This window comes from Qipengyuania xiamenensis (assembly GCF_019711495.1).
Lineage (GTDB): Bacteria > Pseudomonadota > Alphaproteobacteria > Sphingomonadales > Sphingomonadaceae > Qipengyuania > Qipengyuania xiamenensis.
The window spans coordinates 734790-760316 of the sequence record NZ_JAIGNM010000001.1 but is presented as its reverse complement, the minus strand read 5'-3'; the positions used below and the strand labels follow the sequence as shown (position 1 = coordinate 760316).

The 25527-nt window shown below is 60.1% G+C and carries 25 protein-coding genes; 21 read left to right on the top strand and 4 right to left on the bottom strand.

Going from position 1 to position 25527, the window contains the following annotated elements; genetic code table 11:
* Nucleotides 1–33: 33 nt before the first annotated feature.
* The 3 genes from K3165_RS03775 (at nt 34) to K3165_RS03765 (ending at nt 2508) form a co-directional block, all read left to right on the top strand.
* Nucleotides 34–582, top strand: a complete 549-nt coding sequence (locus K3165_RS03775) for a sigma-70 family RNA polymerase sigma factor (protein WP_221547481.1) — start codon at nt 34–36, stop codon at nt 580–582.
* On the top strand, nt 579–1322 hold the full coding sequence (locus K3165_RS03770) for an anti-sigma factor family protein (protein ID WP_221547480.1): 744 nt from the start codon (nt 579–581) through the stop codon (nt 1320–1322). The genes K3165_RS03775 and K3165_RS03770 overlap by 4 nt, the downstream gene beginning before the upstream one ends.
* 808 nt (nt 1323–2130) lie before the next feature.
* Complete coding sequence (locus K3165_RS03765) at nt 2131–2508, top strand: hypothetical protein (RefSeq protein ID WP_221547479.1); 378 nt, start codon at nt 2131–2133, stop codon at nt 2506–2508.
* Between the two features lie 92 nt (nt 2509–2600).
* Here the strand turns inward: K3165_RS03765 and K3165_RS03760 are convergent, their stop codons facing one another.
* A complete protein-coding gene (locus tag K3165_RS03760; RefSeq protein ID WP_247713874.1) occupies nt 2601–3239 on the bottom strand; it encodes a cation diffusion facilitator family transporter in 639 nt (212 codons plus the stop codon).
* 196 nt (nt 3240–3435) lie between these two features.
* Nucleotides 3436–3696: a hypothetical protein gene (locus tag K3165_RS03755; RefSeq protein ID WP_221547478.1), complete on the bottom strand. Its 261-nt coding sequence runs from the start codon at nt 3694–3696 to the stop codon at nt 3436–3438.
* A 150-nt stretch (nt 3697–3846) separates the two neighbouring features.
* Here K3165_RS03755 and K3165_RS03750 point away from each other — a divergent pair, with 150 nt between their 5' ends.
* The 11 genes from K3165_RS03750 to K3165_RS03700 all read left to right on the top strand — a co-directional run bounded on the left by K3165_RS03750 (nt 3847) and on the right by K3165_RS03700 (nt 17881).
* Nucleotides 3847–4227, top strand: coding sequence for a response regulator (locus tag K3165_RS03750; protein ID WP_221547477.1), 381 nt, complete (start codon nt 3847–3849; stop codon nt 4225–4227).
* Nucleotides 4228–5289: 1062 nt separating this feature from the next.
* Entirely contained in the window at nt 5290–5880 is a 591-nt protein-coding gene (locus K3165_RS03745) for a thermonuclease family protein (RefSeq protein ID WP_221547476.1), read from the top strand.
* Between the two features lie 568 nt (nt 5881–6448).
* The gene (locus K3165_RS03740) at nt 6449–6928 is read left to right on the top strand and encodes a hypothetical protein (RefSeq protein ID WP_221547475.1); all 480 of its coding nucleotides are present in this window, start codon (nt 6449–6451) and stop codon (nt 6926–6928) included.
* A gap of 50 nt (nt 6929–6978) precedes the next feature.
* The gene (locus K3165_RS03735) at nt 6979–7254 is read left to right on the top strand and encodes a hypothetical protein (protein WP_221547474.1); all 276 of its coding nucleotides are present in this window, start codon (nt 6979–6981) and stop codon (nt 7252–7254) included.
* Nucleotides 7255–7299: 45 nt separating this feature from the next.
* Nucleotides 7300–7872 carry a hypothetical protein gene (locus K3165_RS03730; RefSeq protein ID WP_221547473.1) on the top strand — a complete coding sequence of 191 codons (573 nt, stop codon included), beginning with the start codon at nt 7300–7302 and terminating at the stop codon, nt 7870–7872.
* 724 nt (nt 7873–8596) lie between these two features.
* On the top strand, nt 8597–9841 hold the full coding sequence (locus K3165_RS03725) for a serine hydrolase domain-containing protein (protein ID WP_345720383.1): 1245 nt from the start codon (nt 8597–8599) through the stop codon (nt 9839–9841).
* A complete protein-coding gene (locus K3165_RS03720) occupies nt 9838–11271 on the top strand; it encodes a metallophosphoesterase (protein ID WP_221547472.1) in 1434 nt (477 codons plus the stop codon). Before K3165_RS03725 ends, K3165_RS03720 begins: the two co-directional genes overlap by 4 nt.
* The gene (locus K3165_RS03715) at nt 11268–15068 is read left to right on the top strand and encodes a GMC family oxidoreductase N-terminal domain-containing protein (RefSeq protein WP_221547471.1); all 3801 of its coding nucleotides are present in this window, start codon (nt 11268–11270) and stop codon (nt 15066–15068) included. Before K3165_RS03720 ends, K3165_RS03715 begins: the two co-directional genes overlap by 4 nt.
* 44 nt (nt 15069–15112) lie before the next feature.
* Nucleotides 15113–16255, top strand: a complete 1143-nt coding sequence (locus K3165_RS03710; RefSeq protein ID WP_221547470.1) for a beta-ketoacyl-ACP synthase III — start codon at nt 15113–15115, stop codon at nt 16253–16255.
* A 40-nt stretch (nt 16256–16295) separates the two neighbouring features.
* Entirely contained in the window at nt 16296–17045 is a 750-nt protein-coding gene (locus K3165_RS03705; RefSeq protein ID WP_221547469.1) for a phosphatidylserine decarboxylase, read from the top strand.
* Nucleotides 17046–17128: 83 nt separating this feature from the next.
* Entirely contained in the window at nt 17129–17881 is a 753-nt protein-coding gene (locus K3165_RS03700) for a CDP-alcohol phosphatidyltransferase family protein (protein WP_221548315.1), read from the top strand.
* Here the strand turns inward: K3165_RS03700 and K3165_RS03695 are convergent.
* Nucleotides 17850–18092 carry a hypothetical protein gene (locus K3165_RS03695; RefSeq protein ID WP_221547468.1) on the bottom strand — a complete coding sequence of 81 codons (243 nt, stop codon included), beginning with the start codon at nt 18090–18092 and terminating at the stop codon, nt 17850–17852. The two genes, K3165_RS03700 and K3165_RS03695, sit on opposite strands and share 32 nt — an antisense overlap.
* 354 nt (nt 18093–18446) lie before the next feature.
* On the opposite strand from K3165_RS03695, the gene rpsB reads away from it, so the two are divergent.
* Nucleotides 18447–19196, top strand: a complete 750-nt coding sequence (gene rpsB, locus K3165_RS03690; protein WP_221431524.1) for a 30S ribosomal protein S2 — start codon at nt 18447–18449, stop codon at nt 19194–19196.
* Between the two features lie 117 nt (nt 19197–19313).
* Nucleotides 19314–20240 (top strand): translation elongation factor Ts, encoded by a 927-nt coding sequence (tsf, locus tag K3165_RS03685; protein WP_221547467.1) that lies wholly within the window; start codon nt 19314–19316, stop codon nt 20238–20240.
* Between the two features lie 62 nt (nt 20241–20302).
* Here the strand turns inward: tsf and K3165_RS03680 are convergent, their stop codons facing one another.
* Nucleotides 20303–21502: a hypothetical protein gene (locus K3165_RS03680; protein WP_221547466.1), complete on the bottom strand. Its 1200-nt coding sequence runs from the start codon at nt 21500–21502 to the stop codon at nt 20303–20305.
* Between the two features lie 133 nt (nt 21503–21635).
* On the opposite strand from K3165_RS03680, the gene pyrH reads away from it, so the two are divergent.
* From pyrH to K3165_RS03655, 5 genes are read left to right on the top strand one after another with little or no spacing between them, the layout of a single operon-like run.
* Nucleotides 21636–22361 (top strand): UMP kinase, encoded by a 726-nt coding sequence (pyrH, locus tag K3165_RS03675; protein WP_221547465.1) that lies wholly within the window; start codon nt 21636–21638, stop codon nt 22359–22361.
* Nucleotides 22362–22394: 33 nt separating this feature from the next.
* Nucleotides 22395–22952, top strand: coding sequence for a ribosome recycling factor (gene frr, locus K3165_RS03670; RefSeq protein WP_221547464.1), 558 nt, complete (start codon nt 22395–22397; stop codon nt 22950–22952).
* A gap of 36 nt (nt 22953–22988) precedes the next feature.
* Nucleotides 22989–23675, top strand: a complete 687-nt coding sequence (gene uppS / locus K3165_RS03665) for a polyprenyl diphosphate synthase (RefSeq protein WP_221547463.1) — start codon at nt 22989–22991, stop codon at nt 23673–23675.
* Complete coding sequence (locus K3165_RS03660; RefSeq protein WP_345720378.1) at nt 23665–24366, top strand: phosphatidate cytidylyltransferase; 702 nt, start codon at nt 23665–23667, stop codon at nt 24364–24366. The genes uppS and K3165_RS03660 overlap by 11 nt, the downstream gene beginning before the upstream one ends.
* Nucleotides 24363–25520, top strand: coding sequence for a 1-deoxy-D-xylulose-5-phosphate reductoisomerase (locus K3165_RS03655; protein WP_221547462.1), 1158 nt, complete (start codon nt 24363–24365; stop codon nt 25518–25520). The genes K3165_RS03660 and K3165_RS03655 overlap by 4 nt, the downstream gene beginning before the upstream one ends.
* Nucleotides 25521–25527: the final 7 nt, after the last annotated feature.

Genomic DNA, 25527 nt, shown 5'->3' with positions numbered 1-25527 from the left:
GAATAAACAAGTCCATCGGCACGTCTCCAAAATATGCAGGGTAAAGCGTCACCCCGGCTCCAGGCTGAGCTTGCTGCGTTGCTGACGCCGCTTCGACGTTATTGCCATTCGCTGACGGGCAATGCTTATGATGCGGACGACCTCCTGCACGATACGGTGGAGCGTCTTCTTACGCGGGGAGCTCCGGTGGATGCAGATACCCTGCGCTGGGCCCTGAGGGTCTGTCGCAACCGGTGGGTCGACGAGGTTCGGTCTCGCCGAGTGCGCGCTGCAGGTAATATCGATGATATGCCCGACGCCGTCGCTGTCGACGGAGAGATGGAAGGGCGCATGGCGTTGGTCGATGCGGAAGCGGCGATCGCGAGGCTCCCGCAAGAGTTCCGGGAAGTCCTTATGCTCGTAACGGTCGAGGGCATGAAGTACCGGGAAGCGGCCGACCTGATCGGTGTTCCGGTTGGCACGGTAATGAGCCGGCTCGCCCGCGCAAGGAAGGCGCTGGTTGAATATGAGGCGACCGGCCCCGGAAGTCACCAAGAAAGCGAAACGAACAATGTCGTGCAGTTCGACAGGAGCAAGAGATGACAAAGATCACGGACGAAATGCTCTCGGCATATATCGACGGCGAACTCGGCGCGTCGCAAGCCGCCGAGATAGGAACTGCGCTAAATAATGATCCGGCCCTTCGGGCGCGGCTGGAGGAATTCGAACAGGCCAACGAAACAGTTCGCCACGCCGCTTCGGTTATCGAAAACAGACCGGTGCCGGCATCCGTTCTTTCGATGTTGGACGGCACTGGGGCGATTTTTTCCACGCAGCGTATTTCAACATACTGGCCCACCGCACTCGCTGCTTCGCTGGCGCTGGTGGTAGGTTTGGGGGTTGGCTCGCAATTCCTGGCGACCGGCGGCGATGCCGCACCAACTCCGTATTCTCCCTATCTGGCATCGCGCATCTATGCGGGCGATCCACTGTTTGCCGCCTTCGACGCGACACCGAGTAACGGGAGGATTGAAATTGGTGAGAACGGTGCGGAATTGCGGCCCGTTCTGAGCTTCACGAACAGAGGTGGTGAGCCCTGCCGCGAGGCACAAATCACCGGAGATGGCAGGACCATTAATACGGTGGCCTGCCGCGAGGCGGATGCCTGGCGCGTCGACTTCGCTCTGCGCTCGGAAACCACCCGTGATACGCAGGGCTACCAGACCGCGTCGGCATCCGACCTCGCACTCATCAATGCCTATGTAGATCAAGTGATGAATGGGGACGCTTTCAGTTCGGAAGAGGAAGCTGCGACTATCTCCGGGGGCTGGTTGTCGGATTGAGCTCCCCATCGAGCTTCAAGGTGTCCGCTTCCCCCCTTTGACGACGCTTTCACGGAGTGAACGGGGCGCCAAAAGCGGATCAATTGAGCGCCGTCCTGAATGGCGGTTTTATACAATTTCTAGACAAGATGCAGGTCTGCCGCTTATGGCGTCTGCGGCTGCATAGAGATTCTTGGTCCTCACACGCCCCCGAGGTCCGTAACTCCAGTGGAGCCCTTCGGTTCGCAAACCGGAATGCCCTGCCAGCAATGGCGGGGCATTTTTTTAGTCGGCCGCGTTGTCCGCTTTCCACCCAGTGCGTGACTGATTTTCCGAAATAGGCATGTGCCAAAAGCGCCCCGGCTGAGAACGACCCGATTGCGGAAACCACCCATTCCTGCAATTTTCAGCGTCATCAAACGTTTAGACAAGAGATGATCGGTGACACCAGAGCTCGAAAAATATCATAAGATCATGTTCTGGGGGCGGGTTTCGGCTCTCCTATTCCTGGCTACGTTCGCGGTGGTTTACTTTCTCGATGAGACCAGCAACCCAACCCTGTATCTCGGAGCCTTCGTCGCTTTTCAACTCTCGGCCCTCTCTATGATCGGGCTGGGTATCTACCAGTGGCGATACAAGAAAAAGCATGGAATTCACCACCATGGCTGATCAAGCCATTAGCAACTCATAGTCTTCGCCCCCGCTATTCTCGAGGAGTCTGCTTTCCACCCAATTCGCGACCTACTTGCCGAGATAGCGATGCGCCAAAAGCGGACCAGCCGCTAACGACCCGGTTGCAGACCTTAGTTCTGCGGCTAATCTCCCGGTCATGTCGATCAATAAGCCCCAACGTGATGCGGCCTGCGCTGAGCTGCAGGATGTAGTCGGCAATTTGCAGCGACGTATTGCAGGTGAGGAGCTTCAACCAGCTGAGTTGATCTTAGCCTGCCGCAAAATCTTGGACCTATGGATCGTGGGAGGCGGTGAATCGACCGATGATGCTGTGATTAGCTTTCTGGGTATCGAAAGCCAGTCAGATCACGTTTTGGGTGGCAGCCAAGTGAAGGTCGGTCGTGATGTAGATCGTGCCCGCTTCGAGCCTGGATCAGACGCCGAGGCAATAGAGGTCGGCGAGATCGCCCATTTTTTCAGAGAGAGTTTTGGGAGCGCTGTGGCTAGTCTCGCAGATCACCTCGGTGTCCGCTGACCACCCAACTCGTGACAGCTTCACCGAGCTAGCGCCGTGCCAAGAGCAGACGGGCGGGTAACGACCCGATTGCGGACGTTAAGTTAGCTGCCCTAACGGTCAGCTTGTCTTGCTTCCCGCAGTATTTCCATTGCTTCCCTCATGACAAAGAGGCCAATGGCTGCACCGACCAGAAGATCAAAGTAGATCACGCCGGTAAGTAAGACCGACGCACCCGACACAATCACTGCAACATTGGCGACCACGTCGGCACGAGTGAAAATCCAAGCCGCGCGCATGTGGACTTCGTCGCTGCGCTGCCTTTGCAGTAGTCTGAGCACGTAGGTGTTCACGGCGAGTGCCACTAGGGCGACTATAATCATCAAGACACCGACAGGTTCTGCTCCAACGAAGACGCGCCTTACGGCTTCGAAAACGACCCCTATGCCTACAATCAGTAGCAAAGCTCCGCTCAAAGTTGCGGCGCGGGCCTTAAAGGCATTGCTTCGTCCTATGGCCATCAAAGCGACCGCATAGACCGACGCATCCGTGAGCATATCCAGACCGTCCGCTACAAGGCTGGTCGAATCCGCGTAGAGCCCAGAAGCAACTTCCACGAAGAACATTACGGCATTCAGGACAAGCGCCAGCCATAGAGCCCGCTGCTGGGCTTTCGTCTCGATTTCAGTAGGGCCGCATCCGCAATCTGCCATGTGGCGCCGATAATGCCATTCGTCTTCGAGTCCAACCAAGGACCGCTTTCCATCCAGTTCGCGCCCAAATTGCCGAACTAGCGATGTGCCAGGAGCGGACCAGCCGCTAACGCCCCGTTTTCGGAACGGATACAGACTCCACCAGTTACCGAAGAGATGCCCTCATATAAGCATCAGCCGGAGGCTTATTGCGACCCCCGTCCAATCGGGCCTCCGGCACCCTTCCGACAATCAGTCAGTTTAAGTCGTTCAGTTGATCGATCAGAGAGGCGATCTTCTCGACAGCATCGCGGGTTTCGCCTTCGTATCTTGCAGCATCGGCTCGAACGAAGTCGCCAACCGAGGGATGCGCGATGTATTTCACCGCCGCGGCGCGGTAGGCCATCATTGCTTTGTGCAAAGCATCGTGGCTCGTTGGCTTGCCGTCCTTCGCCGCGATTGCCTTTTCTGCGACATCGCGTGCACGTGCAGCCAGATCATCCAGGCCCTTTTTCATACCGCGTCTTTCTGTACCGAAGGAGATAGATCGTAATTGCTCGTGCGTACCAAACTGCAACACCTTTGACCAATCCAAGGAAAGCGGGAACGAAGCAGCCTGAGAGAAACTTATAGAAACTCGCGGGTCGCACTAGCGAGTATGATTTCTTTGAGCGCAAACCCTACCATTCTAGTCGTTGAAGACGAGGCGCTGATCCGCCTCGCGTTGGTCGACTTGTTTGAGGAAGCCGGCTTTGAGGTGCTTGGCGCGTCTGATGCATCCGCAGCGATGGCATTGATCGACAGCCATGCGAGTAGGATCGAGGTTCTGCTCACGGACATCAGGCTTGGTAAGGGACCGGACGGCTGGGATGTGGCCCGCCACGCGCGGTCTCAACGCGACGACCTACCTTTAGTCTTTGTTTCAGCAGACAGCTCTGCTGATTGGAGCGAAGCCAATATCGATCGAAGCGTGATGCTGGCGAAACCAGTCGCCGATGGAGATCTACTAGCAGCGGTTCGGGCAGGCATGAAAGGTCCTGAACAATAACAGCCATTCATCCAGTTCGTGACTGATCCGCTCATCGAGTGAAGCGCCGATCGCTGGCGGTCAGCGATGGCGTTTGCATACAATTTCTAGACAAGATGCTGGCCTGCCGCTTATGGCATCTGCGGCTGCATCTAGATTCTTGGTCCTCACACGCCCCCGAGGTCCGTAACTCCAGTGGAGCCCTTCGGTTCGCAAACCGGAATGCCCTGCCAGCATTGGCGGGGCATTTTTTTAGTCGGCCGCGTTGTCCGCTTTCCACCCATCTGGCGACAGTTTCATCGAGCTAGCGATGGTCCAAGAGCGGTCACTCCGCTAACGACCCGATTGCGGACATTTGCTGGATGGCTTAGCCCCGCTGGATGCTAAGCCAGTGTCAGTCCGGTAGTCTCGATTGGAGAGGATTCATTCTTATCGTCTGCTTGCCAGCCGTTGCCTGTTCGGCACCGACATACGAGCAGGATCTCGGTGCACTGGTGAACGAATGCGAAGCTACGCAATTCGCTTCTGTTCGGGAAAGGCCATTCGACGGGCCATCGACCTTCGTGGTGGACTTTGTCATCGAGCCTGAACAAGCGCGACCTTATGCTGACTGCATATTCTCTGAAGCGAATGCGAGAGGGATCGAAGCGCCTACAATATTTGCTGGCTCGGAACACACGTGGACCATTTTGGAACCCAACCCTGATACACCCCAATAGAATGTCCGCTTCCCACCCATTTCGTGACCAATTTGCCGAGCTATCAGTGTGTCAGGAGCAGACGGGCTGCTAACGCCCCCATTACGGAAATAAGTTTCTCCCAGGAATTTTACAGTTGTTTGATCTGCGCGATGGATCCGCGTCAAAGCCACATCCGTATCCGAATGCCTGGACACCAGTATAATGGTTGCGACGGGCGTTGAATCGACATCTGAATTTTCTGTGGTCAGATCGAGGTGCGCCCGTCGCGAAAACCCTTTGATCAATTGTTACAGGCCGCTCAAGGAGCTGAGTGCCTTGACTTCTTCTTCACTACTAACTGACCATAAGCGCTTACCTTTCTAAAGAGGCGAGCAATACGAGAATGAAGACCAAGCGGCCCAAAGTTGTGAAATTCGGCAAGCCAAAGCGCGATCTCAGCGCCCCGCTGGTCCTTGGTGGCGCGGTCGCCCTCGGCATCGGCGCGGCATTCTTGTGGAGCGTAATCGAAACCGACAGTGCTGCGCTCGCCACCGAAGCGGAACCGATCACCTTGATGGGCCACGGAACAGCCGAGGAAGCTGCTGCGGCTGAAGCGACATCGGACTTATTCAACAGCGACCCAGAGCAGCCCTACCTCCAGTTGTGCGAGGATAGCCGCCGTTTCAATTGCGTGGTGGACGGGGACACTCTCTGGCTCAACGGCAAAAAGATACGAGTGGCCGACATTGATACGCCTGAAGTCAGCAGTCCGCAGTGCGACTACGAATATGACCTTGGGATGCGAGCGACATATCGCTTTCGCGATCTACTCAACGAAGGTCCATTTTCCGTCGAAGGCATCGGCGACCGTGACACCGACCGCTTTGGTCGCCAGCTGCGCGTCATCACCCGCAAGGGCCAGTCCATCGGCGATATGCTGGTGAGCGAAGGCCTAGCCCGAACGTGGACGGGTCGCCGCGAGCCTTGGTGCTGAGAGCCACCTGGTTGGGCGAAAATTTACCCGCAACTTATCCCCACTCAATCGACCGCCGCTACCTTGAAGTGTGGCGGGACACTGGCCAAAATACTGGCAGGCAACATCTTCGCGTCCATAGTGAAGGTAGGGAACGGTGAGCGCTAGGTTGATGTCCCAGCTTCCCTTCCAAAAGGAAGCGCGCGCCGCTCACCGTTCCGAGCCTTTTCTGCCGATACGATTTCCGTAAGGCAAATTTTCGGGTTCGCTGGCAGCAAACTTATCTACAGCAATTCCGAGATTCTCGAAGTCTTGACGCTTGTTCCATATGTGTTCCATCCGCGGCACATATGGGAACGCAACGAATCCGAACGCTCACCGATCTAGTCCGCAACGGCTATTGGCTGCGGCTATCGTGCGATTGCGGACACGACGCGCGGCTCGACCCACACCTACTCATCCAACGCCTTTCCACCGCTGGCGGTTCGCTGTCTCTTGACCGGCTGGACGAACGGCTAAAGTGTTCAAATTGCGGAGGTCGCTGCTTTACTACTGCGGCTAGTTATGGACCGGAAGTGTGGGGGTGAAGATGACTAGAATTACGAAAGTCGGTTGCTCCGTTTTCGGCCTTTTGGTTTTCGGTTTTTTGGCGCTGCTCCTGATTGCGAGAACGGGCATCGACATTGCCGAAGTGCGCTGTGACGGCACCGTAAAGCGGGTCGATAATGGTTCGATCTCAGAGCCATTGGTCGCGCGCCTTGGCTTACGTTTCGAGCAATTCGATGACTTTGTGTTCTGGGCTGACCAGAAACAAAGGTTCTCTTTTTCTCTGACCTACTTTGAAGAAGATGGCAGTGTAGGCCGCTGGCAGGATGCTCTAATACCGTTGGAGGAATTCAACTCAACCTACGCATCGGCTGGCGTCAGCGAGCGCCTAGATTCGCAGGATTCAAATCCCGCTCTGTTTTATGACAACATTGCAGGAATGGCTCAGTTGGTTTTGCCTATAGGGGAGGCGAAGCTGAATTTTGACGGACATTGCTCTGAGGCTGAATTCGCAATCAAATAAACTGGGATTTGGCGATGAACCTGAAGGCTGGATTCATTAGGCTCGGAGTAGTGAGCGCGCTTCTGTGGACCATCGGGTGGTCGATCTACGGCTATGACGCTTCTCAGTCCCTTGAGTATGCGACTGAACAACTGACCAACTTAGAAAAGGGCGATGCGGCGACCTACCTGCGCACTGCCGATTATTACATCGATGAAGCTGCCGAAAGCAGAGCCAAGATCAAGCTAGCGGAACAAGTCGGCATAGGTGTTCCGTTGGGCCTCTTAATCCTGTGGCCGTTCGCATATTTTATCTATCGAGGGTTCAAGCCCAAAGGAGCTGAGTAGCGCGCGGCTCAAGATCGCAAGCAAGAAAGGCAAAGGATGAAGTCAATGCGCTCACGACCTTGGTTGATTGGAGGCTTCGTTTTGTTCCTGCTCGTCGCGGAGTTGGTGCGAGAAGACTTCGTGCTTTCAGCAAAGCCCGAAGCTCGTCCGCTTGTCCGAGAAATGGTCTTCGATTTCGGCGACACTGTGACGGTGCAAGGGCGTTGGACAAGAACCGACGGCGGCGGCGAACTGGTCCCTCACGCTACTCGGATTGAGTGCTCACGAAGCCGCGCTGAATGCATCGAAGCTGGATACCAGATCAACGGACTAACAATTTCCAGCATCGGCTTGGACAGGCGGCCCGCGGTGTTCGAAGAAGGTTCAGTGACCATGCGGAATGAGACTCCCGCTTGTGTCATCTATACGACGCGCATCGACCTTCAAGCTCAGCAAGCATACCAAGTTCGCATGCGGAAGGAAGAACTGGATACCTTAGGCGAAGAGGTTTGCGCGGATATGGCAGTGGAGGACCGAATTGAAATGCAGCTTGCCGGATATGACCACCCATCGTTCGACAAAGACCCCCTAGAAGGGCACTTCGTGCCTCTCGTTCGCTTCCTTAGTTGGGCGCTTTAGTATGTCGAGGGCCTCTATCCTCTTATCGGCCACCCTTTTCACCTTCGCTTGTTCAGATGCGCCTCCACCGTCGGAAATCACGAAGTTTTGCGTAAGTGAAAGCGGGGAATCCCGATACTACGTGAGCCTCAACCTAACTCAGTCCAGTGGCCAGTTGCGATACCAGTATTTCGGGCAAGACATACTCTATCGCGTCGGTGAAATCGCTGTCGACGGAAGTTTGGTTTCCGGCACTGCCTACTTCGACCGTGCTGCTACTGGCGAGGTCCGAGGAAATCCCGTTGACTTCGAGTATGAGTCAAAGACTGACCGGTTCCGCGATGGTGCAATCATTTATGGTTGCGAGAACCTACAAGACCCGACGCTACTAGACCTCCCATCAACAGACGAAGCCTGACCCCAGAGATCACCTTGCTGAGCTCTCAAAACGGTGAAGTTAACTTCACTTCCCAGCCGAGCTATGTCTGCTACATAATTGCTACATAACCTTGCTACACAGGGCGTCTGCAGCTTGCGGAAAACCGCCATTTTTCAACGAACCTCGTGGACTGGTTCTTCTCCAGCCCTGTCCACCACCCGCCTATTCAATGACATGCAGGAACTCCGGTTCGTCCGAAGTCGCGTCCTCGCGTCTGTCCTAAGGGCCGCGTTAACCATTATTCGATAGCACCGATCCGACTGGTCAGCGCAGGGGGCGTTGGCCGACGAGAGAAGGTTGCCCGACGTGTCGCAAACAGCATTGAAACCCGTGACCGAAAGCTTTTCCGGAGTTCAGTCGCGGGTCACCGGCCACGTGGCGCCCGGCTTCGAACCGGTTGTCCATGCTTTTGCCGCACCGATCCAGGCGCGGGCAGCGCTGGGCGCAGCCTGCACGATCTTCCATCGCGGCGAGAAGGTCGTCGATCTTCAAGGTGGCTGGAAAGAGGAAACGCGCACCGATTGCTGGAGCGCGGATACCGCAGCTCTCGTCTATTCGCTGACCAAGGGCCTCACCGGAATGGCCGCCGCCGTCGCAGTTTCGCGCGGCCTGTTCGCCTATGACGAGGCAGTTGCGGACATCTGGCCCGAATTCGCCGCGCACGGGAAGGGCTGCATGACGGTCGGTGAGGCGCTGAGCGAACAGGGCGGACTGGCGGCGATCGATTTCAAGCTCACGCTCGACAATATGGGCGGCGAGGAAACGATCTGCGCGGCCATCGCTGCACAGAAGCCCAACTGGAAGCCCGGCGACCATGCCGGAAACCATGCCTATTCGCTCGGCTGGATTGCCAGCGAGCTCATCCACCGACGGGACCCTGCGGGACGCCGGCTCGGACGGTTCTTTGCAGAGGAAGTCGCAGGCCCGCTTGGCGTGGACGTCTGGCTCGGCCTGCCCGACAGCGTCGATCGCGACCGGCTGGCGCGGGTCGAGGGCTTCCACATGCAGGACCTTTTCATCCGTCACACCACCATGCCGTGGCCGCTGACTTTCGCCATGTGTCTGCCGGGTACGCTGGCATTCCGTACGCTCAACAATCCGCTCCTCCTCGAAGGGCCGGGCGCGCTTGATTGCGAGCAGTTCTGGCGGATCGGGCAGGGCGGTGCCGGTGGTGTTGCAACCTCGACCGGCCTTGCGACGATCTACCAGGCATTTGCCGAGGGCGGCGCCAAACTTGGCATCACGCCCGAGGTCATGGACTATCTCAAGCGCGGCCATGCACACCCGCGCAAGGGCCTTCGCGACCAGGTCCTGACAGCCGACATGTATTATTCGCTCGGCTTTGAGAAACCCTTCGACGAATGGGAGTTCGCCCGGACACGCAGCGCCTTCGGCAGCTTCGCGGTCGGCGGTTCGCTGGCCTATGCCGATCCGGACGACGAGGTCGCCTACGCCTGGATCACGAACCAGCTCGGCACCGGTAAATGGGACGATCCGCGCGAGAAGATCGTGCGCGATGCCTTCTATCGCTGCCTAGAGGCGATTTCGTGAGCATTGCACAGATTGTCCTGTCGGACCTTCACCTCGGCGCGCGTGACAGCCTGCTGACCCATGTGAACGGCGCTGACGAGATCGCCGACGGGCCCAGCGAAGTGCTTGCAAGCTTCGCGAATGCCCTGCGCGAAACCCTGAAAGATGACGAGAAGCCGCAACTGGTGCTGCTCGGCGATGCGCTCGACCTCGGGCTTTCGCCGTTCGGCGACGTGTCCAAGAGCTTCCTGCAACTGATCGATGCCTTCTTTCCGAAAGACGGCACCGAGATATTCAGCCGCGAGATCGTCTATGTCGCCGGCAACCACGATCATCACTTGTGGCGCATGGCGCAGGACCATTGCTTCGTTACCTCGGTGATCGACGGCAATATTCCGGGCGATCTGGAACACATCACCACCATTACGGGCACACCGAAGCATCGCTGCCGGATGATGGAATCGCTCATCGCACACCGGCCGCATCTTGCGGGTGCGCGGGTTCATATTGCCTATCCCAACTGGGGTATCGCCGACCGTGACCGTGGCCGTGCGGTCGTCATGCATCACGGCCATTATCTCGATTCCATGTACCGCGCGCTGTCAAATTTCCGCGGCTTTCTGGAAGGCAGCAATCTGCGGCCTGCCACGATGCGCGAGCTGGAGGAACAGAACGGACCGTGGATCGACTTTCTCTGGTCCGATCTCGGCAGTGCGGGGAAGATCGGGGGCGAGGCAGGGACGCTCTACCAGACGATGCTCAGCGCCGGGGCCAGCCACGACATGGCCGAAGCCATCGCGCGCCGGGTGACGGGCGGATTGCATTCCAAACTGGGCATCAATCCGAAGATGGAGCTCAAATACGGCATCACTCTCGACAACCTCATTCGGGCCGCCGTCGACCTGACGGCCGGACGCGGGGCCGAGAAGCAGCGCGAAGGCTATTCGCGTGTCCTTGGCAACGACGAGATCGACGATATCGGCTGGTATCTCTCGACACCCATGGCAACACAGCTGCGCGAGGAGCTCGGCGCACTCCCGCACGAGTTCCAGTTCGTGTTCGGTCACACGCACAAGCCCTTCCAGGACGAGCTCTTGGTCGACGGCTACGAACTGCCCGTCGGCGTCTTCAACACGGGCGGCTGGGTACTCGACGAGCCGGGCCTCATGCCGGTGCAGGGCTGCGCTGCCATGCTTGTGTCCGACGAGCTCGAAGTCGCATCGCTCAGACTGTTCAACGATCCGGTCGACGATGTGATGGCGCCCGTCCGCGTGGAGGGAAGCGGGCGGGAGACGCGCATCGTTGGCGAAGCTTCAGCCGCGGTCGAAGCAGCGTCTGCCCATTGGCAGGACTTCTCTCGCGCCGTCCATCACCGCATCCGCAGCGAGGCGGACAAGCGCGTCCGCCAATTCCTCGACCGCTCCGAGCACATGCGGGAGGCCGCGGAATGACCACCTTGCAGAAGCGTATCGCCAAGCCTCTTTCCGAGGCCAAGAAGCACTACACCGTCCTTGTGATCGGTTCGGGATACGGCGCCGGTGTCGCCGCAAGTCGTCTCGCCCGGGCAGGGCAGGACGTTTGCGTGCTCGAACGCGGCAAGGAGTTCCTGCCGGGCGAGTATCCGGACAAGCTGGCCGATGCCAAGGGCGCGATGCAGTTCAATGCGAAGGGTGGCCGGATCGGCGAGCCGGATGCCCTATTCGAAGTGCATGTGAACGATGACCAGTACGCACTCGTCGGCTGCGGGCTTGGCGGGACTTCGCTGATCAATGCGAATGTTGCCCTCGAATTCGACAAGCGCCTGCTCGACGAAAAACACTGGCCGGCCGCCTTCCGCGAGAACCCGCACGAGATCGACGCCTATTACGAGCGTGCGCGCGAGATGCTCTCGCCCAATCCCTATCCGGACAGCTATCCCAAGCTCGGCAAGCTGGAGGCGCTGGAGCATTCCGCCAAGGCCATGGGCGAGCGCTTCTACAAGACGCCGATCAACGTCACCTTCGAGGACAAGACCAACCGGTTCGGCGTACCGCAGCCAGCCTGCACCAATTGCGGCGACTGCGTTTCGGGCTGCAATGTGGGCGCGAAGAATACCACGCTGATGAACTACCTGCCCGACGCGGCAAACCATGGCGCGGACATCTTCACCCAGGCGAAGGTTCTCTGGATCGAACGGGACGGCGACCTATGGCGCGTCCACCTCGAAGCGAATGGCAAGGATGCGGCGCACGGACCGAAGTCGATCTCAGCCGATCACGTGATCCTTGGCGCTGGTGCCATCGGTTCGACCGAGATCCTGCTGCGTTCACGTGAGAAGGGCCTATCGCTATCAAAGCGGCTGGGCGAAGGCTTCTCGGGCAATGGCGATGCGCTTGGTTTTGCCTACGACAGCTATTTCAAAGCCGAGAAGCAGGGCGACGTTCTGACCGCTGAACCGATCTACGCGATCGGCGTGGGCGCGAATGATGTGGCGCAGGAAGCCTATCCCGGCCCGTGCATCACCGGCGTGATCGACATTCGCGACACGAAGGACGTGACGAAAGGGCTGGTGATCGAAGAGGGCGTTGCGCCCGGCATAATCGGCATGGCTCTCGCGCCGGCTTTTTTCTTCGGCGAGGCGCTTGCCGACAGCTTCACGCGGTTCGGCATGGATCAGGTCAAACCCCGCCTGCTCGATGCAAAGGCCATGGGCGAGGCATTCCAGTCCGACCCGGGCAGCATCGGTGAGTGGGCCTACAAGGGCCCGATGTCGCGCACCCAGACCTATCTCGTGATGAGCGTCGATGATTCTCATGGTCGGCTTGCGTTGGAAGAGGACCGGATCGCAATCTGCTGGCCGAAAACCGGTGAACAGCGGACTTTCCGCCGCGACGACGACAAGATGCGCGAAGCCGCAGAGGCAATCCAGGCGCAGTATTTTTCCGACCCGATGTGGAACGAGCAAATGGGTCGCAAGCTGATTACCGTGCACCCGATCGGCGGCTGCGGGATGGGCGACGATGCGCGCAGCGGCGTGGTCGACGATACCTGCCGCGTATTCTCCGGCGAAAGCGGTACCGAAGTGCACGAAGGACTCTATGTCTGTGACGGGGCTGCACTGCCCGGCGCGGTCGGGGTCAATCCCCTGATGACAATCACCGCAGTGGCCGAGCGCGCCGTCGAGAAGCTGGCACAGCGCAGCGGCTGGAGCATCGATTTTACGCTCGGGGCGGAAGGACCTCTGCCCCAGCCGGTCGAAGAGGAGGACGGGATCGGCGACGAACCGTTCAAGGTGAACCTTGCCGAAAAGCTGGAACTTTCGGTTGCGAAATGGGTCTCCCGGCACGCCATCGATCCCGTGTCGCGGGACATCCAGACTGCCGCACGCCATTTCGAAGATGGTGCAATCGACGAAGGCAAGAAGGCCATCCGCAAGCTCGTGAAGGAGCACCCCGAGGCGATGAGCCCGGGGCTTGCGTTCACCGAGACGATGGCGGGCCACATCAGCGCGAAAGGTTGCCACCATCGCCCCTGTGACCATGCCGAACGCATTCGTGACGATTACGCCAACGGTGCAGCCTGGGGACGCACCGAAGGCAGTGAATGCAGCTTCCTGCTGACCGTTACGACGGAGAACCTCCACCGGATGATCGAGGAGCGCGAGCACCGGTCGGCCATCACCGGCAGCGTTGTCGTCAGCGCGATCTCGCCCGATCCGCTCAAGGTGCGCGAAGGTACTTTCCGCCTGCTGGTGGCCGATCCCGGCCAATCGGAAAGCTGGAAGATGCTCTACGACATGGTCCTTGAAGGGCCTGACGGGCCGATCCACTTCCACGGTTTCAAGACGCTGCAGCAGCGCGGGAATTCGGATCCCTGGACCGATCTCACCACGCTCTTCGTGACCCTGCGCTACGGCGAGGACGAGACTGGTGAACTGATCGGTCGCGGGGTGCTAAAGCTCGGAATCGACGAGTTCATGCGCCAGCTGACGACTATCGAAGTTCACGACGCGGACACGCTGGTCGGCCATATCGTGAACCTGATCCCGAAGGCGAAGAAGGCGATCGAAACCGTCTTCGTCGCCAAATATGCAGGCTTCTTCGCGATGACCGTATTCCGGGCCTATGGCGGGATGCTGGCTACGCTCAACGACTTCGCGAAGGCGGATGCGGCCGGCTACGTGCCGCGCGAGATGCGTTTGCCGCCTGCCGAACGCCATATCGTTCCGACAGGCGACGGAGTGAACATAGGTCTGACCCGTTATCGCGGCGGCGACCGGGGCCCGTTGGTGCTCGCACCGGGGTTCTCGGTTCGCGCCTCGAGCTTCGCCACGCCCACCGTGGACGAAAACCTTACCGAGAGCCTCGTCGCGAAAGGCTATGACGTGTGGCTCTTCGATTACCGTGCCAGCAATGATGCGGGCAACGACACCGAGCGCCCGCCCGAATTCACGATCGACGATATCGCGCGCTACGACTGGCCCGCAGCGGTCGCGGAAATCCGCAAGGTTACAGGCGCCGACAGCGTGCAGGCACTGGCGCATTGCGTGGGCTCGATGAGTCTGTTGATGGGCATCGGGGCGGGCTATGTCTCTGGCGTGCGCTCGTTGGTCAGTTCGCAGCTCACGTTGCACCCGGTCACCGACTGGCTGAATTACCTGAAGGCCGATATCGGGGTTGCGGGCGCACTCTCGCAGATATCGCTGCTCGATGGCCATCTCGATTTCGTCAGCCAGGGTACGGAGACCGACTACGAAATCGATGCGGTCGCCTACCAGATACCTGTCCCCGACGGGCAGGCCTGCAAGAATCCGACCTGTCGCCGCGTGTTCGGCGTATTCGGACCCAGCTGGGACCATCGCCAGCTCGGCCACGATACGCACAACGCGCTTGGCAGCATGTTCAGCCGCGTTTCGCTGAAGCCTTTCGATCAGCTCGGCGCCATCATGCATCAGGGCCTTGCCGTCGATGCGGATGGCGCGTCAATCTATACCTCGTCGACGGCAGCGAAGCGCCTGTCGCTGCCGATCAGCTTCCTGTCGGGTGCGACCAACCAGATATTCTATCCGGAAAGCGGCCAGCGAACCCGTGCGTGGTTGTCCGAGCACAATGGAGACGGGCTCTACCAGCAGCGTGTTGTGCCGAATTACGGGCATATGGACCTGTTCATCGGCCACAATGCGCATCGCGATGTGACGCCGGTCATCCTCGAGCAGCTGGACTGGCTCGACGCTCACAAGCAGAAATGCGGAGAACGCCGCACGGCGTGATGCAGTCACTTGCGGGGCGGCGGGTGCGGTATTAGGCACGCGGCATGAACGATACATCCAGCATGACCGGTCGCCCCGTCATTTCCTCCACCGGGCTGTTCACGCCCGAGGAAAGCATCACGAACGAAGAACTCGTCGCCAGTTTCAACGAGTATGTGCAGCGGCACAACGCAGAGCACGCCGATGCGATTGCCGCAGGCGAGATGGAACCGTTGGCGGAAAGCTCGGTCGGCTTCATCGAAAAGGCGAGCGGCATCAAGGCCCGCCACGTGATGGCGAAAGAGCCGATCCTCGATCCTGACATCATGGCGCCCCGCTGGCCGCAGCGCTCGAATGACGAGCTGTCGATCCTCGCTGAAATCGGGGTGAAAGCTGCAAAGCAGGCACTGGAACGCGCAGGGCGCAAGCCTGAAGATGTCGACGCGGTGCTGTGCGCAGCCTCGAACATGGAGCGGCCCTATCCAGCCATGGCGATCGAGATCCAGCAGGCGCTCGGCATCGACGGCTTCGGCTTCGACATGAATGTCGCGTGCTCGTCTGCCACCTTCGGTATCCAGACCGCGGCGGATTATATCCGTGCAGGCAATGCGAAGAGCGTGCTGGTCGTCAGCCCCGAAATCACCAGCGGACACCTGAACTGGCGCGATCGTGACAGCCATTTCATCTTCGGTGATGTCGCGACTGCCGTGCTGGTCGAAGATGCCGCCGTCGCGCCGGAAAAACACTGGGATATTCTCGGCACCAAGCTGAAGACCGTCTTCTCGAACAATATCCGCAACAACTTCGGCTTCCTCAACCGGGCCTATCCGGAAGACGCCGGCGGCCCCGACAAGCTCTTCGTCCAGGAAGGGCGCAAGGTGTTCAAGGAAGTCGTGCCGATGGTGGCGCAGATGATCGTGGACGAGGCAGAGCGTCTCGACATCGAACCGCAGGGCCTGCGCCGCTTGTGGCTGCACCAGGCGAACACAGGGATGAACCGCCTGATCGCCCATCGCGTGTTGGGGCACGAGGCGAACGAGGACGAAAGCCCGACCGTGCTCGATACCTATGGCAACACCTCCAGCGCAGGCTCGATCATCGCCTTCCACCTCCACAGCGAGGACCTGAAAGAGGGCGACACCGGCCTGATCTGCAGCTTCGGTGCAGGCTATTCGGCCGGCACCGTTTTCGTGCGCAAGCACGGTTGAACGGCTTGTGGCGCTCGATTCCAGCGCCTAAGCCCGCCCAATGGCAGGTGACCTTTTAGACAGCGAGGGCAGGGGCGAGGTCTTCTCTTCCCTGCCGCGTATCCATCCGGAAGGGCGCAAGTTCGCGATCGGCGCACTCGGCATTTCGCTGCTGTTCGCCTTTTTCGCCTGGGAAACGCTGGCCTGGCCAATGGCGTTTCTCTCGCTCGGCATTCTCGCCTTTTTCCGCGATCCGGACCGCGTCGTGCCGCAAGACGAACGCTATGTCGTATCTCCTGCCGACGGGACGGTGGTTCAAATCACGCAGGTCGCACCTCCGCAGGAACTGGTTGTCGACGATGGCAGCGGGACCGAAGGGCTCGGCATTGTGCCGGTAACCCGGGTCTCGATCTTCCTTTCGGTATTCGACGTCCACATCAATCGTACACCGATTGCCGGGATGGTACGCCGCCTGGTCTACATACCGGGCAAGTTCCTCAACGCCGATCTCGACAAGGCGAGCGAGGATAACGAGCGGCAGTACATCCTCGTCGAACGGTCCGACGGGGTGAAGATCGCTTTCGCCCAGATCGCTGGTCTCGTTGCGCGTCGGATCGTGCCCTTCGTGAAACCGGGCGATACGCTGGGCGTTGGTCAACGTGTCGGCATGATCCGCTTCGGCAGTCGTGTTGATGTCTATTTGCCTGCCGGTACCGGATCAAAAGTCATGATCGGGCAGCGTGTGATTGCGGGGGAAACGGTTATCGCTGAGCTCGATACGCGTCCCCTCATCGAAGGAGTGTCGCAGTGAGTATCCCCGAAGCCGATCCGCATCGCCAGTATGAAGAACGTGCGCGCCTCGGGCCAAAAGCTGCCGAGGACGAAAAGCCCGTCATGGGTAAGTCGCGCGGCCTGTCGCTGCGGGCCATGGCGCCCAACGCGATTACGGCCGCGGCCCTGTGTTCCGGCCTGACCGGCATCCGCTTCGCGATTTCGGAACAGTGGGCTGCCGCAGCAGTCGCGATTATCGTCGCTGGCCTTCTCGACGGCATGGATGGCCGCATTGCGCGTGCACTCAATGCCCAGTCGCGTTTCGGTGCGGAACTGGACAGCCTCGCGGATTCGCTGAGCTTCGGTACTGCGCCCGCGATTATCCTCTATTTGTGGTCGCTATCGGCAGAACCGCGGCTGGGCTGGTTTGCCGCTCTCGCGCTTGCGATTTGCTGCGCACTGCGGCTGGCGCGTTTCAACGCGCAGATCGACATGCAGGAACAGCCGCACAAATCGCTCGGCTTCCTGACGGGTGTTCCGGCACCCATGGGGGCGGGACTTGCCTTCATGCCCTACTACCTGTGGGCGGCGACCGGTCTCGATATCTTCCGCGAGCCTATCATCGTGGGCCCGTGGCTGATTGCCGTGGCACTCCTGATGATTTCGAGCATGGCGACGCCGAGCTGGACTTCGCTGCGTCCGCGCAGGGGCATCAGGTTGTGGGTGCTTGCCTTCGTCGGCCTGCTGTTCGCTGCCTTGCTGGTCGAGCCGTGGTGGACCTTGAGCGCAATCGGTATCGGCTATCTGGTCCTGCTGCCGTTCACGCTGCTGCGTTACGGACGGATCAAGCGGCGCGCCGCGTCGTCTGCCGGATGACCGGATTTCCTGTCCGCGCACGGGCATAACCCAACGAACCTTCTCCAAGCGAATGCGGACGCTGTCCGGCCGGAGCACTGGCATATCCCTGCTTCATGCGCATCCGCAGCATGCCGAAAGCGGACCACCAGCGCAGTCCGCTATCGGCGAGCACGGCAATCGCCACCAGAGCGGCGAGGGCGAAAGCAACGAAAAGGAACAGTGCGAACATCGTTTCATCTCCTGCCCCGTGCCTGTCGATAAAGCTGTTGACAGGCGGGGTAAGTTTACGGGAAAACCCCTAATGCCCGCCGGGTGTTCCGGCGATGAGAACAATGTTCCTGTTTTGTTCTCACGTGTCAAGCGCTTTTCGCGCCGAGATTCCCTTTTTTGTCGGTGAATTGAGTCTGGATTTGTCCGGAAAAGGCCGCTATGCGCCCGCCGTCCGTCCTTGAAGCGGCCAATTCGGGTCATTTCGAAGGGCGGGCAAATCCACATGGAAGGCGCTCATACCGGTGCCCGATCGCGGGATACTCCGCATCACGGGTTCCAGCCTTCCAGAGGTACAACCGGAAAGGAAATGACCATGGCGGCTCCTACCGTCACCATGCAGCAACTGATCGAGGCCGGCGCACACTTCGGCCACCAGACCCACCGTTGGAACCCGCGCATGAAGCCGTATATCTTCGGCGCGCGCAACGGCATCCACATCATCGACCTGTCGCAGTCCGTGCCGCTCTTCGCGCGCGCTCTCGACTTCATCAGCCAGACCGCACGTTCGGGCGGCAAGGTGCTGTTCGTCGGCACCAAGCGCCAGGCGCAGGACCCGATCCGCGAAGCAGCGCTCGCTTCGGGCCAGCACTTCGTCAACCACCGTTGGCTGGGCGGCATGCTCACCAACTGGAAGACGATTTCGCAGTCGATCAAGGAACTCAAGACCCTCGAGGAAAAGCTTTCGGGTGACACCGGTGGCCTGACCAAGAAGGAAGTCCTGAACCTGACGCGCAAGAAGGACAAGCTCGAGCTTTCGCTCGGCGGCATCCGCGACATGGGCGGCATTCCGGACATCATGTTCGTCATCGACGCCAACAAGGAAGACCTCGCCATCAAGGAAGCCAACGTGCTTGGCATCCCCGTGGTCGCCGTGCTCGACACCAACGTCGACCCGAACGGCATCGCATTCCCGATCCCGGGCAATGACGACGCTGCCCGCGCCATCAAGCTCTATTGCGATGCGGTTGCTGAAGCAGCCCGTTCGGGCAAGGGCGAAGGCGTGACCGACAGCGGCAAGGACGTCGGCGCGATGGAAAATCCGCCGGAAGAAGCTGCGGCCTAAGGCCTATTCGTGAGGCGGGAGCGCAACGTTCCCGTCACACAGGCGAATTAAGCGCCGGGCCGCTGACCACAGCAGGCCCGGTGCCTACGCATCCAAGATACCAAGAAGGAAATTACCATGGCTGCATTCACTGCTGCTGACGTAAAGGCCCTGCGCGAGAAGACCGGCGCGGGCATGATGGACGCCAAGAAGGCTCTCGAAGCCGCAAACGGTGATATCGAAGCCGCAGTCGACGCACTGCGCGCCAAGGGCCTCGCCACCGCCCAGAAGAAGTCGAGCCGTACCGCGGCCGAAGGTCTCGTCGGCCTTGCCGTCGAAGGCACGAAGGGCGTTGCCGTCGAAGTGAACTCGGAAACCGACTTCGTTGCGAAGAACGACAAGTTCCAGGACTTCGTCCGCAAGACCACCACTGTCGCGCTCGGCGTGGACGGTGACGACGTCGAAGCCCTCAAGGCTGCCGGCTATCCCGAAGGCGGCACCGTCGCAGAGAAGCTGACCGACAACGTCGCAACGATCGGTGAAAACCAGCAGATCCGCCGCATGAAGACCGTTTCGGTCACCAACGGCGTGATCGTGCCCTACATGCACAACGCTGTCGCATCGGACCTCGGCAAGATCGGCGTTCTCGTCGCTCTCGAAAGCGAAGGCGACAAGGCCAAGCTCGAAGAACTCGGCAAGAAGCTCGGCATGCACATCGCTGCTGCTTTCCCGCAGGCTCTCACCGCTGAAGGCCTCGACGCCGACGTGATCGCCCGCGAGCGTGCCATCGCCCAGGAAAAGGCTGCCGAAAGCGGCAAGCCCGAAAACGTCCAGGAAAAGATGGTCGAAGGCGCTGTCGCCAAGTACGCCAAGGAAAACGCGCTCCTCAGCCAGATCTACGTGATCGACAACAAGACGCCGATCGCCCAGGTCGTCGAGCAGGCTGGCAAGGACGTCGGCGCCAAGGTCGAACTGGTAGACTACGTCCGCTTCCAGCTCGGCGAAGGCATCGAGAAGGAAGAAAGCGACTTCGCTGCAGAAGTGGCTGCTGCCGTCGCCGGCTAAGCGCTTCCTCGCTTCGAAAAGATTGAAGGCCGCCGGAGCACTGCTTCGGCGGCCTTTTTCGTTCAACCGCTCAAAGACAGGGTAAGCTCGGCCTGCTTCCCGTCGTAGCTGGCCTCCAACCCGGCCCTGTGCAGCGTGGCCGTACTGACGAACGCTCCAGCAGTGTTCGAGCTTGCAAGGACTGCGAACCTGTTCGGAGGCATCCCAGCCTCGACAACGTCCAGCAATGAGCCGAGCCGGACCCACGAGAGCTTTCCGTCGCTTACGATGACATCGTCCGGCGCAATGGTGCCTGTGACAGATTGCGAGGTGGCCGATGAGGGACTGTCTTGTCCCCGCGGTTCGGTATTCCTCGCATAGTCCACGCGCGGGTGGGCATTCTTCAAGGCCGAAATTTTCTCGCGCATCTCTCCGACCTTCTGCAGGTAGGGCTGGAAAGGCTCGCGCGCCGCGTGCAGGCTCTGGACCTCGCTGTCCGGGATCGGGATATCTCGAGCCACTCCGGCAATCTTGACGGTCTGTGAGTAGTCGCGGCGGACATACTCGACTTCGGCATCGAGCGTCTGCGTTTCCGAAGCGCGTTCGATCTCCAATTCTATGAGCGGCTGGCCGGTGACGAGGCTAGTCTCGTTATTCGCCCCGAGCACTTGCTTGGCTTTCACCGCATTTGCAAATGCCAAGGACGAGCGACTTTCTGGAAGAGCAGTCGGCGCGAATGGCGGGATGAGTTCGCCCGCGACCGGGTCCGCACCTCGAGACGACGTAATCGGGTCTGGCCGCGCGACCATTTGCAGTTGCCCAGCTTGCGTCACGGCAGCTTGCCCGATTTCCCTGCCTCGTGGTTCGACAGCGGCAATGCGTGCGGGCTGAGCATCTTCTCGGACACCTTCAACCGTTCTTGCGACCGCCACGCTTTCGACTGGAATAGTGACCGCTTGTGGGACCCTTTCGACCAGTATGGGTGCGCGGTTCGGAGTGGGTTCGAATGCGTCTGCTGGAGTGCTGCTTTCGGGCGTCGCGCTTCTCTCGGGAGCGGTGGAGCTGGCGAAAGCGATGATGCCAAGCGTTATCGCTGCCGCAGGGGTGACAATGCCTGCCACGTTGCGCACGAGGTTGCGGTCCTTTTCCGCATCAACTGGCCTGACATTCTGCTGCCCACGCGGCCACGCGCCGTAGGTGACAACCGGCGGCGAACGGGCTGGTCCAAATGCAAACGATCCAGCCAATACTACCTTCCTGGCCAACCTTGCTTGGATCGTCATTGATACATGGGAATCCGCCGATCGACAAAAGCGCAAACGGGGTAGGCATTGCTCCGGCGGGTCCCCTCAAGGCTTGGCAGCGGCCTCAACGCGCTCTAAGGCCGCGCAAACCCCATAAATAGAGACTGCCCGCATGACCCTCCCCAAGATGAACCGCGTCCTCCTGAAATTGTCGGGCGAGGTGTTGATGGGGGATCAGCAGTTCGGCATCGATCCGGCCTTCGTGCTGGAGCTGGCCAAGGAAGTGAAGGCGGCCAAGGAAACCGGGCTCGAAATCTGCCTCGTCATTGGTGGCGGCAATATCTTCCGCGGCATGGCAGGCGCGGCGCAGGGCATGGACCGGGCGCAGGCCGACTACATGGGCATGCTCGCCACGGTGATGAACGCACTGGCGATGCAGAGCGCGCTCGAGCAGATCGGTGTCGAGACCCGCGTGCAGAGCGCGGTGCAGATGGACCAGGTGTGCGAACCGGTGATCCGCCGCCGCGCAGAGCGCCATCTCGAAAAGGGCCGTATCGTGATCTTCGCGGCTGGCGTTGGCGCCCCCTATTTCACCACCGATAGCGGCGCTGCACTGCGCGCGGCCGAAATGAAATGCGACGCGCTCCTGAAGGGAACCAGCGTCGACGGGGTTTACGACAGCGATCCCAAGAAGAATGCAGATGCCAAGCGCTATGAGACCGTGAGCTACGGCAAGGTTCTGGCAGACGATCTGAAAGTCATGGATGCGAGCGCGGTTGCGCTGTGCCGTGACAACGACATCCCCATCGTGGTCTTCTCGATCCGCGAGAAGGGCAATGTGGCAAAGGTTCTTTCGGGCGAGGGTACCCAGACCGTCGTGACCGACCACACCGCTTAAGACGAACGAACAGACAGGACGAGGAAGCCGATCATGGCAAAGTACGACAAAGCCGATATCGAACGCCGCATGCAGGGCGCGATCGAAAGCCTGAAGGGCGATCTTTCGGGTCTGCGCACGGGCCGTGCGAACACCAGCCTGCTCGATCCGGTGGTGGTCGAGGTTTATGGCTCGATGATGCCGCTGAACCAGGTTGCGACCGTTTCGGCTCCCGAACCGCGCATGCTCAGCGTGCAGGTGTGGGACAAGGCGAATGTGACCGCGGTCGAGAAGGGTATCGCCAAGGCGAACCTCGGCCTCAACCCGATGATCGACGGCCAGAATGTCCGTCTGCCGATGCCCGACCTCACCGAAGAGCGTCGCCGCGACCTCGCCAAGCTGGCCGGCCAGTATGCCGAACAGTCCAAGATCGCGATCCGCAACGTGCGCCGTGACGGCATGGAAGCGCTCAAGGAAGACGAGAAGAAGAAGGAAATCTCCGAAGACGAGCGCAAGCGTTCGGAAGACGAGGTCCAGAAGCTGACCGACAAATATGTCGCCGAAGCCGACACCGCCGCATCGGCCAAGGAAAAGGAAATCATGACGCAGTAAGGTCCTTGCCGACCTTTTCTCCGTTCATTTCCTGCCATGGCTGACAGCCCCGACAAGACCGCCCGCCACGTGGCCATCATCATGGATGGCAACGGACGCTGGGCCAAGCGCAAGCACCTGCCGCGCGTCATGGGGCATCGCAAGGGCGTGGAGGCCGTGCGCGAGTTGGTGCGCAGCCTCAAGGATACTTCGATCGAGTGCCTGACGCTCTATGCGTTCAGCAGCGAGAACTGGAAACGGCCCGGAGAAGAGGTCGATGACTTGATGAATTTGATGCGCAAGTTCATCAAATCGGACCTGCCGGAATTCATCGCCAACGATGTGAAGCTCAAAATTCTCGGCGACTGGCAATCGCTTGCGCCCGATATCGTCGAGATGCTCGAGGATGCGCTGGCGCAGACCGCCAACGGTTCGCGCACGCTGGCCGTCGCGCTGAATTATGGCGCGCATGCCGAGATCACGGCCGCTGCCCGCGCTGCTGCGGCGCAGGGCGAGATCACTGAAGAGACGCTTGCGGCCAATCTCTACAGCGCCGATCTGCCGCCGCTCGACCTCATGATCCGCACCAGCGGCGAGGTTCGCCTGTCCAATTTCCTCTTGTGGCAGGTCGCATATGCGGAAATGATCTTCACCGACGTGTTGTGGCCCGACTTCACGCCAGCGCATCTGCACGACGCGCTAGACCAGTTTGCGGGCCGGGAGAGACGATTTGGTGGCAGGTGAAGCTCCGGTGAAGGGCAAGAATGCCGATCTGCCCATCAGGTTGCTGTCTGCTGCGGTAATGCTGGCAGTCGCGGTTGCCGCGCTGATGGCAGGCGATCCGTGGCTCGACTATTTCATTATCGCCGTGGTTGCCGCCACGCTGGTCGAATTCGTTAGACTGGTGCTCAAGGCGACCGAAAAGCTGGCTTTCCGCATCGTCGCTCTCGCAGCGGGTGCTGCCTACATCGTGCTGGCGGGCATCGCGCTTACCCGATTGCCGCCCGCCATGATCGTAGGCGTGGTCGGCACCGTGATCGCGGTCGATACTTTCGCCTATTTCTTCGGAAGAACCATCGGCGGCCCCAAGATCGCGCCGAGGATCAGTCCCTCCAAGACATGGGCCGGGCTGCTTGGCGGCATCGTCGGTGCCAGCGCGTGGCTCGCGGCCTTTATCTACTTCGCCGCTCGCCAGACGAGCGGCCCCACCACGATGGGCTTCGAAGCCCGCGAAATCGCGATCATCGTAGGGCTCGGGGCGCTCCTTGCGGTGGCGGCACAGGCGGGCGATTTCCTCGAAAGCTGGCTCAAGCGCAAGGCGGGCGTGAAGGATAGCTCGAACCTTATTCCCGGACATGGCGGGTTCTTCGACCGGACAGACGGCATGATACCGGTGGCCCTGATTGCCGGCGCGTTTCTGGGCCTGGCTGCATGACCCGCTCGATCACCATTCTTGGCGCGACCGGATCGGTAGGAGCATCCACGCTCGACCTCGTCCGGCGCAATCCCGACGAATGGCGCGTCGAAGCCCTGACTGCGCATTCCAACGTGGCCGACCTGGCCAAGCTCGCCCGCGAATTCGGAGCGAAACTCGCAGTGATCGCCGACGATGCGCGTCTCGACGACCTGCGCCAGGCGCTCGCCGGATCGGACGTCGAGGCTGCTGCCGGACGCGCGGCCTTATGCGAAGCGGCGTCGCGACCCGTCGATATCGTGATGGCGGCAATCGTCGGCTGTGCCGGGCTCGGCCCGGTGATGGCGGCGATCGAGCAGGGTGCGACTGTCGCGCTCGCCAACAAGGAAGCTCTGGTTTCCGCTGGCGAGGTCATGACCGAGGCGGTCAAGCGTCACAAGGCTACGCTGCTTCCCGTCGACAGCGAACACAATGCGATTTTCCAGTGCCTGCAGGGCGGGAAACTGTCCGAGGTCCGCACCATCACTCTCACGGCCAGCGGCGGCCCCTTGCGCACATGGTCGCAGGACCAGCTCGACGCGGCCACGCCTGCACAGGCAATCGCGCATCCCAACTGGGACATGGGCGCAAAGATCAGCGTCGACAGCGCCACAATGTTCAACAAGGGTCTCGAACTGATCGAGGCGCATCACCTGTTCCCCGTCGGTCTCGACAAGATCCGCATCGTGGTTCACCCGCAAAGCGTGATCCACTCCATGGTCGAGTATCGCGACGGGTCGACCTTGGCGCAGCTCGGACCATCCGACATGCGTGTGCCGATCGCATCCTGTCTCGCATGGCCCGCGCGCATGGACACGCCGATGGACCCGCTAGACCTTGCGGAAATCGGCGAACTCACCTTCTTCAAGCCCGATGAAGACCGCTTTCCCGCCACCCGGCTCGCCCGCGAGGCGGCTCAGGCGGGCGGTGCGGCCCCGGCGACGCTCAACGCAGCAAACGAGGTTGCGGTGGCGTCATTCCTGGCAGGTAACATCCCGTTCAGCCGTATTGCGCTATTGGTTGAACGCGTCCTCACGGAAAAAGAGCTTCCGACTGCGCCGCGGACCCTCGAAGAGGTCCTGCGCGTTGACGAGGATGCGCGGATGCGCGCAAGCGCGATGATGGAGCAAGCCTGACCTTGGA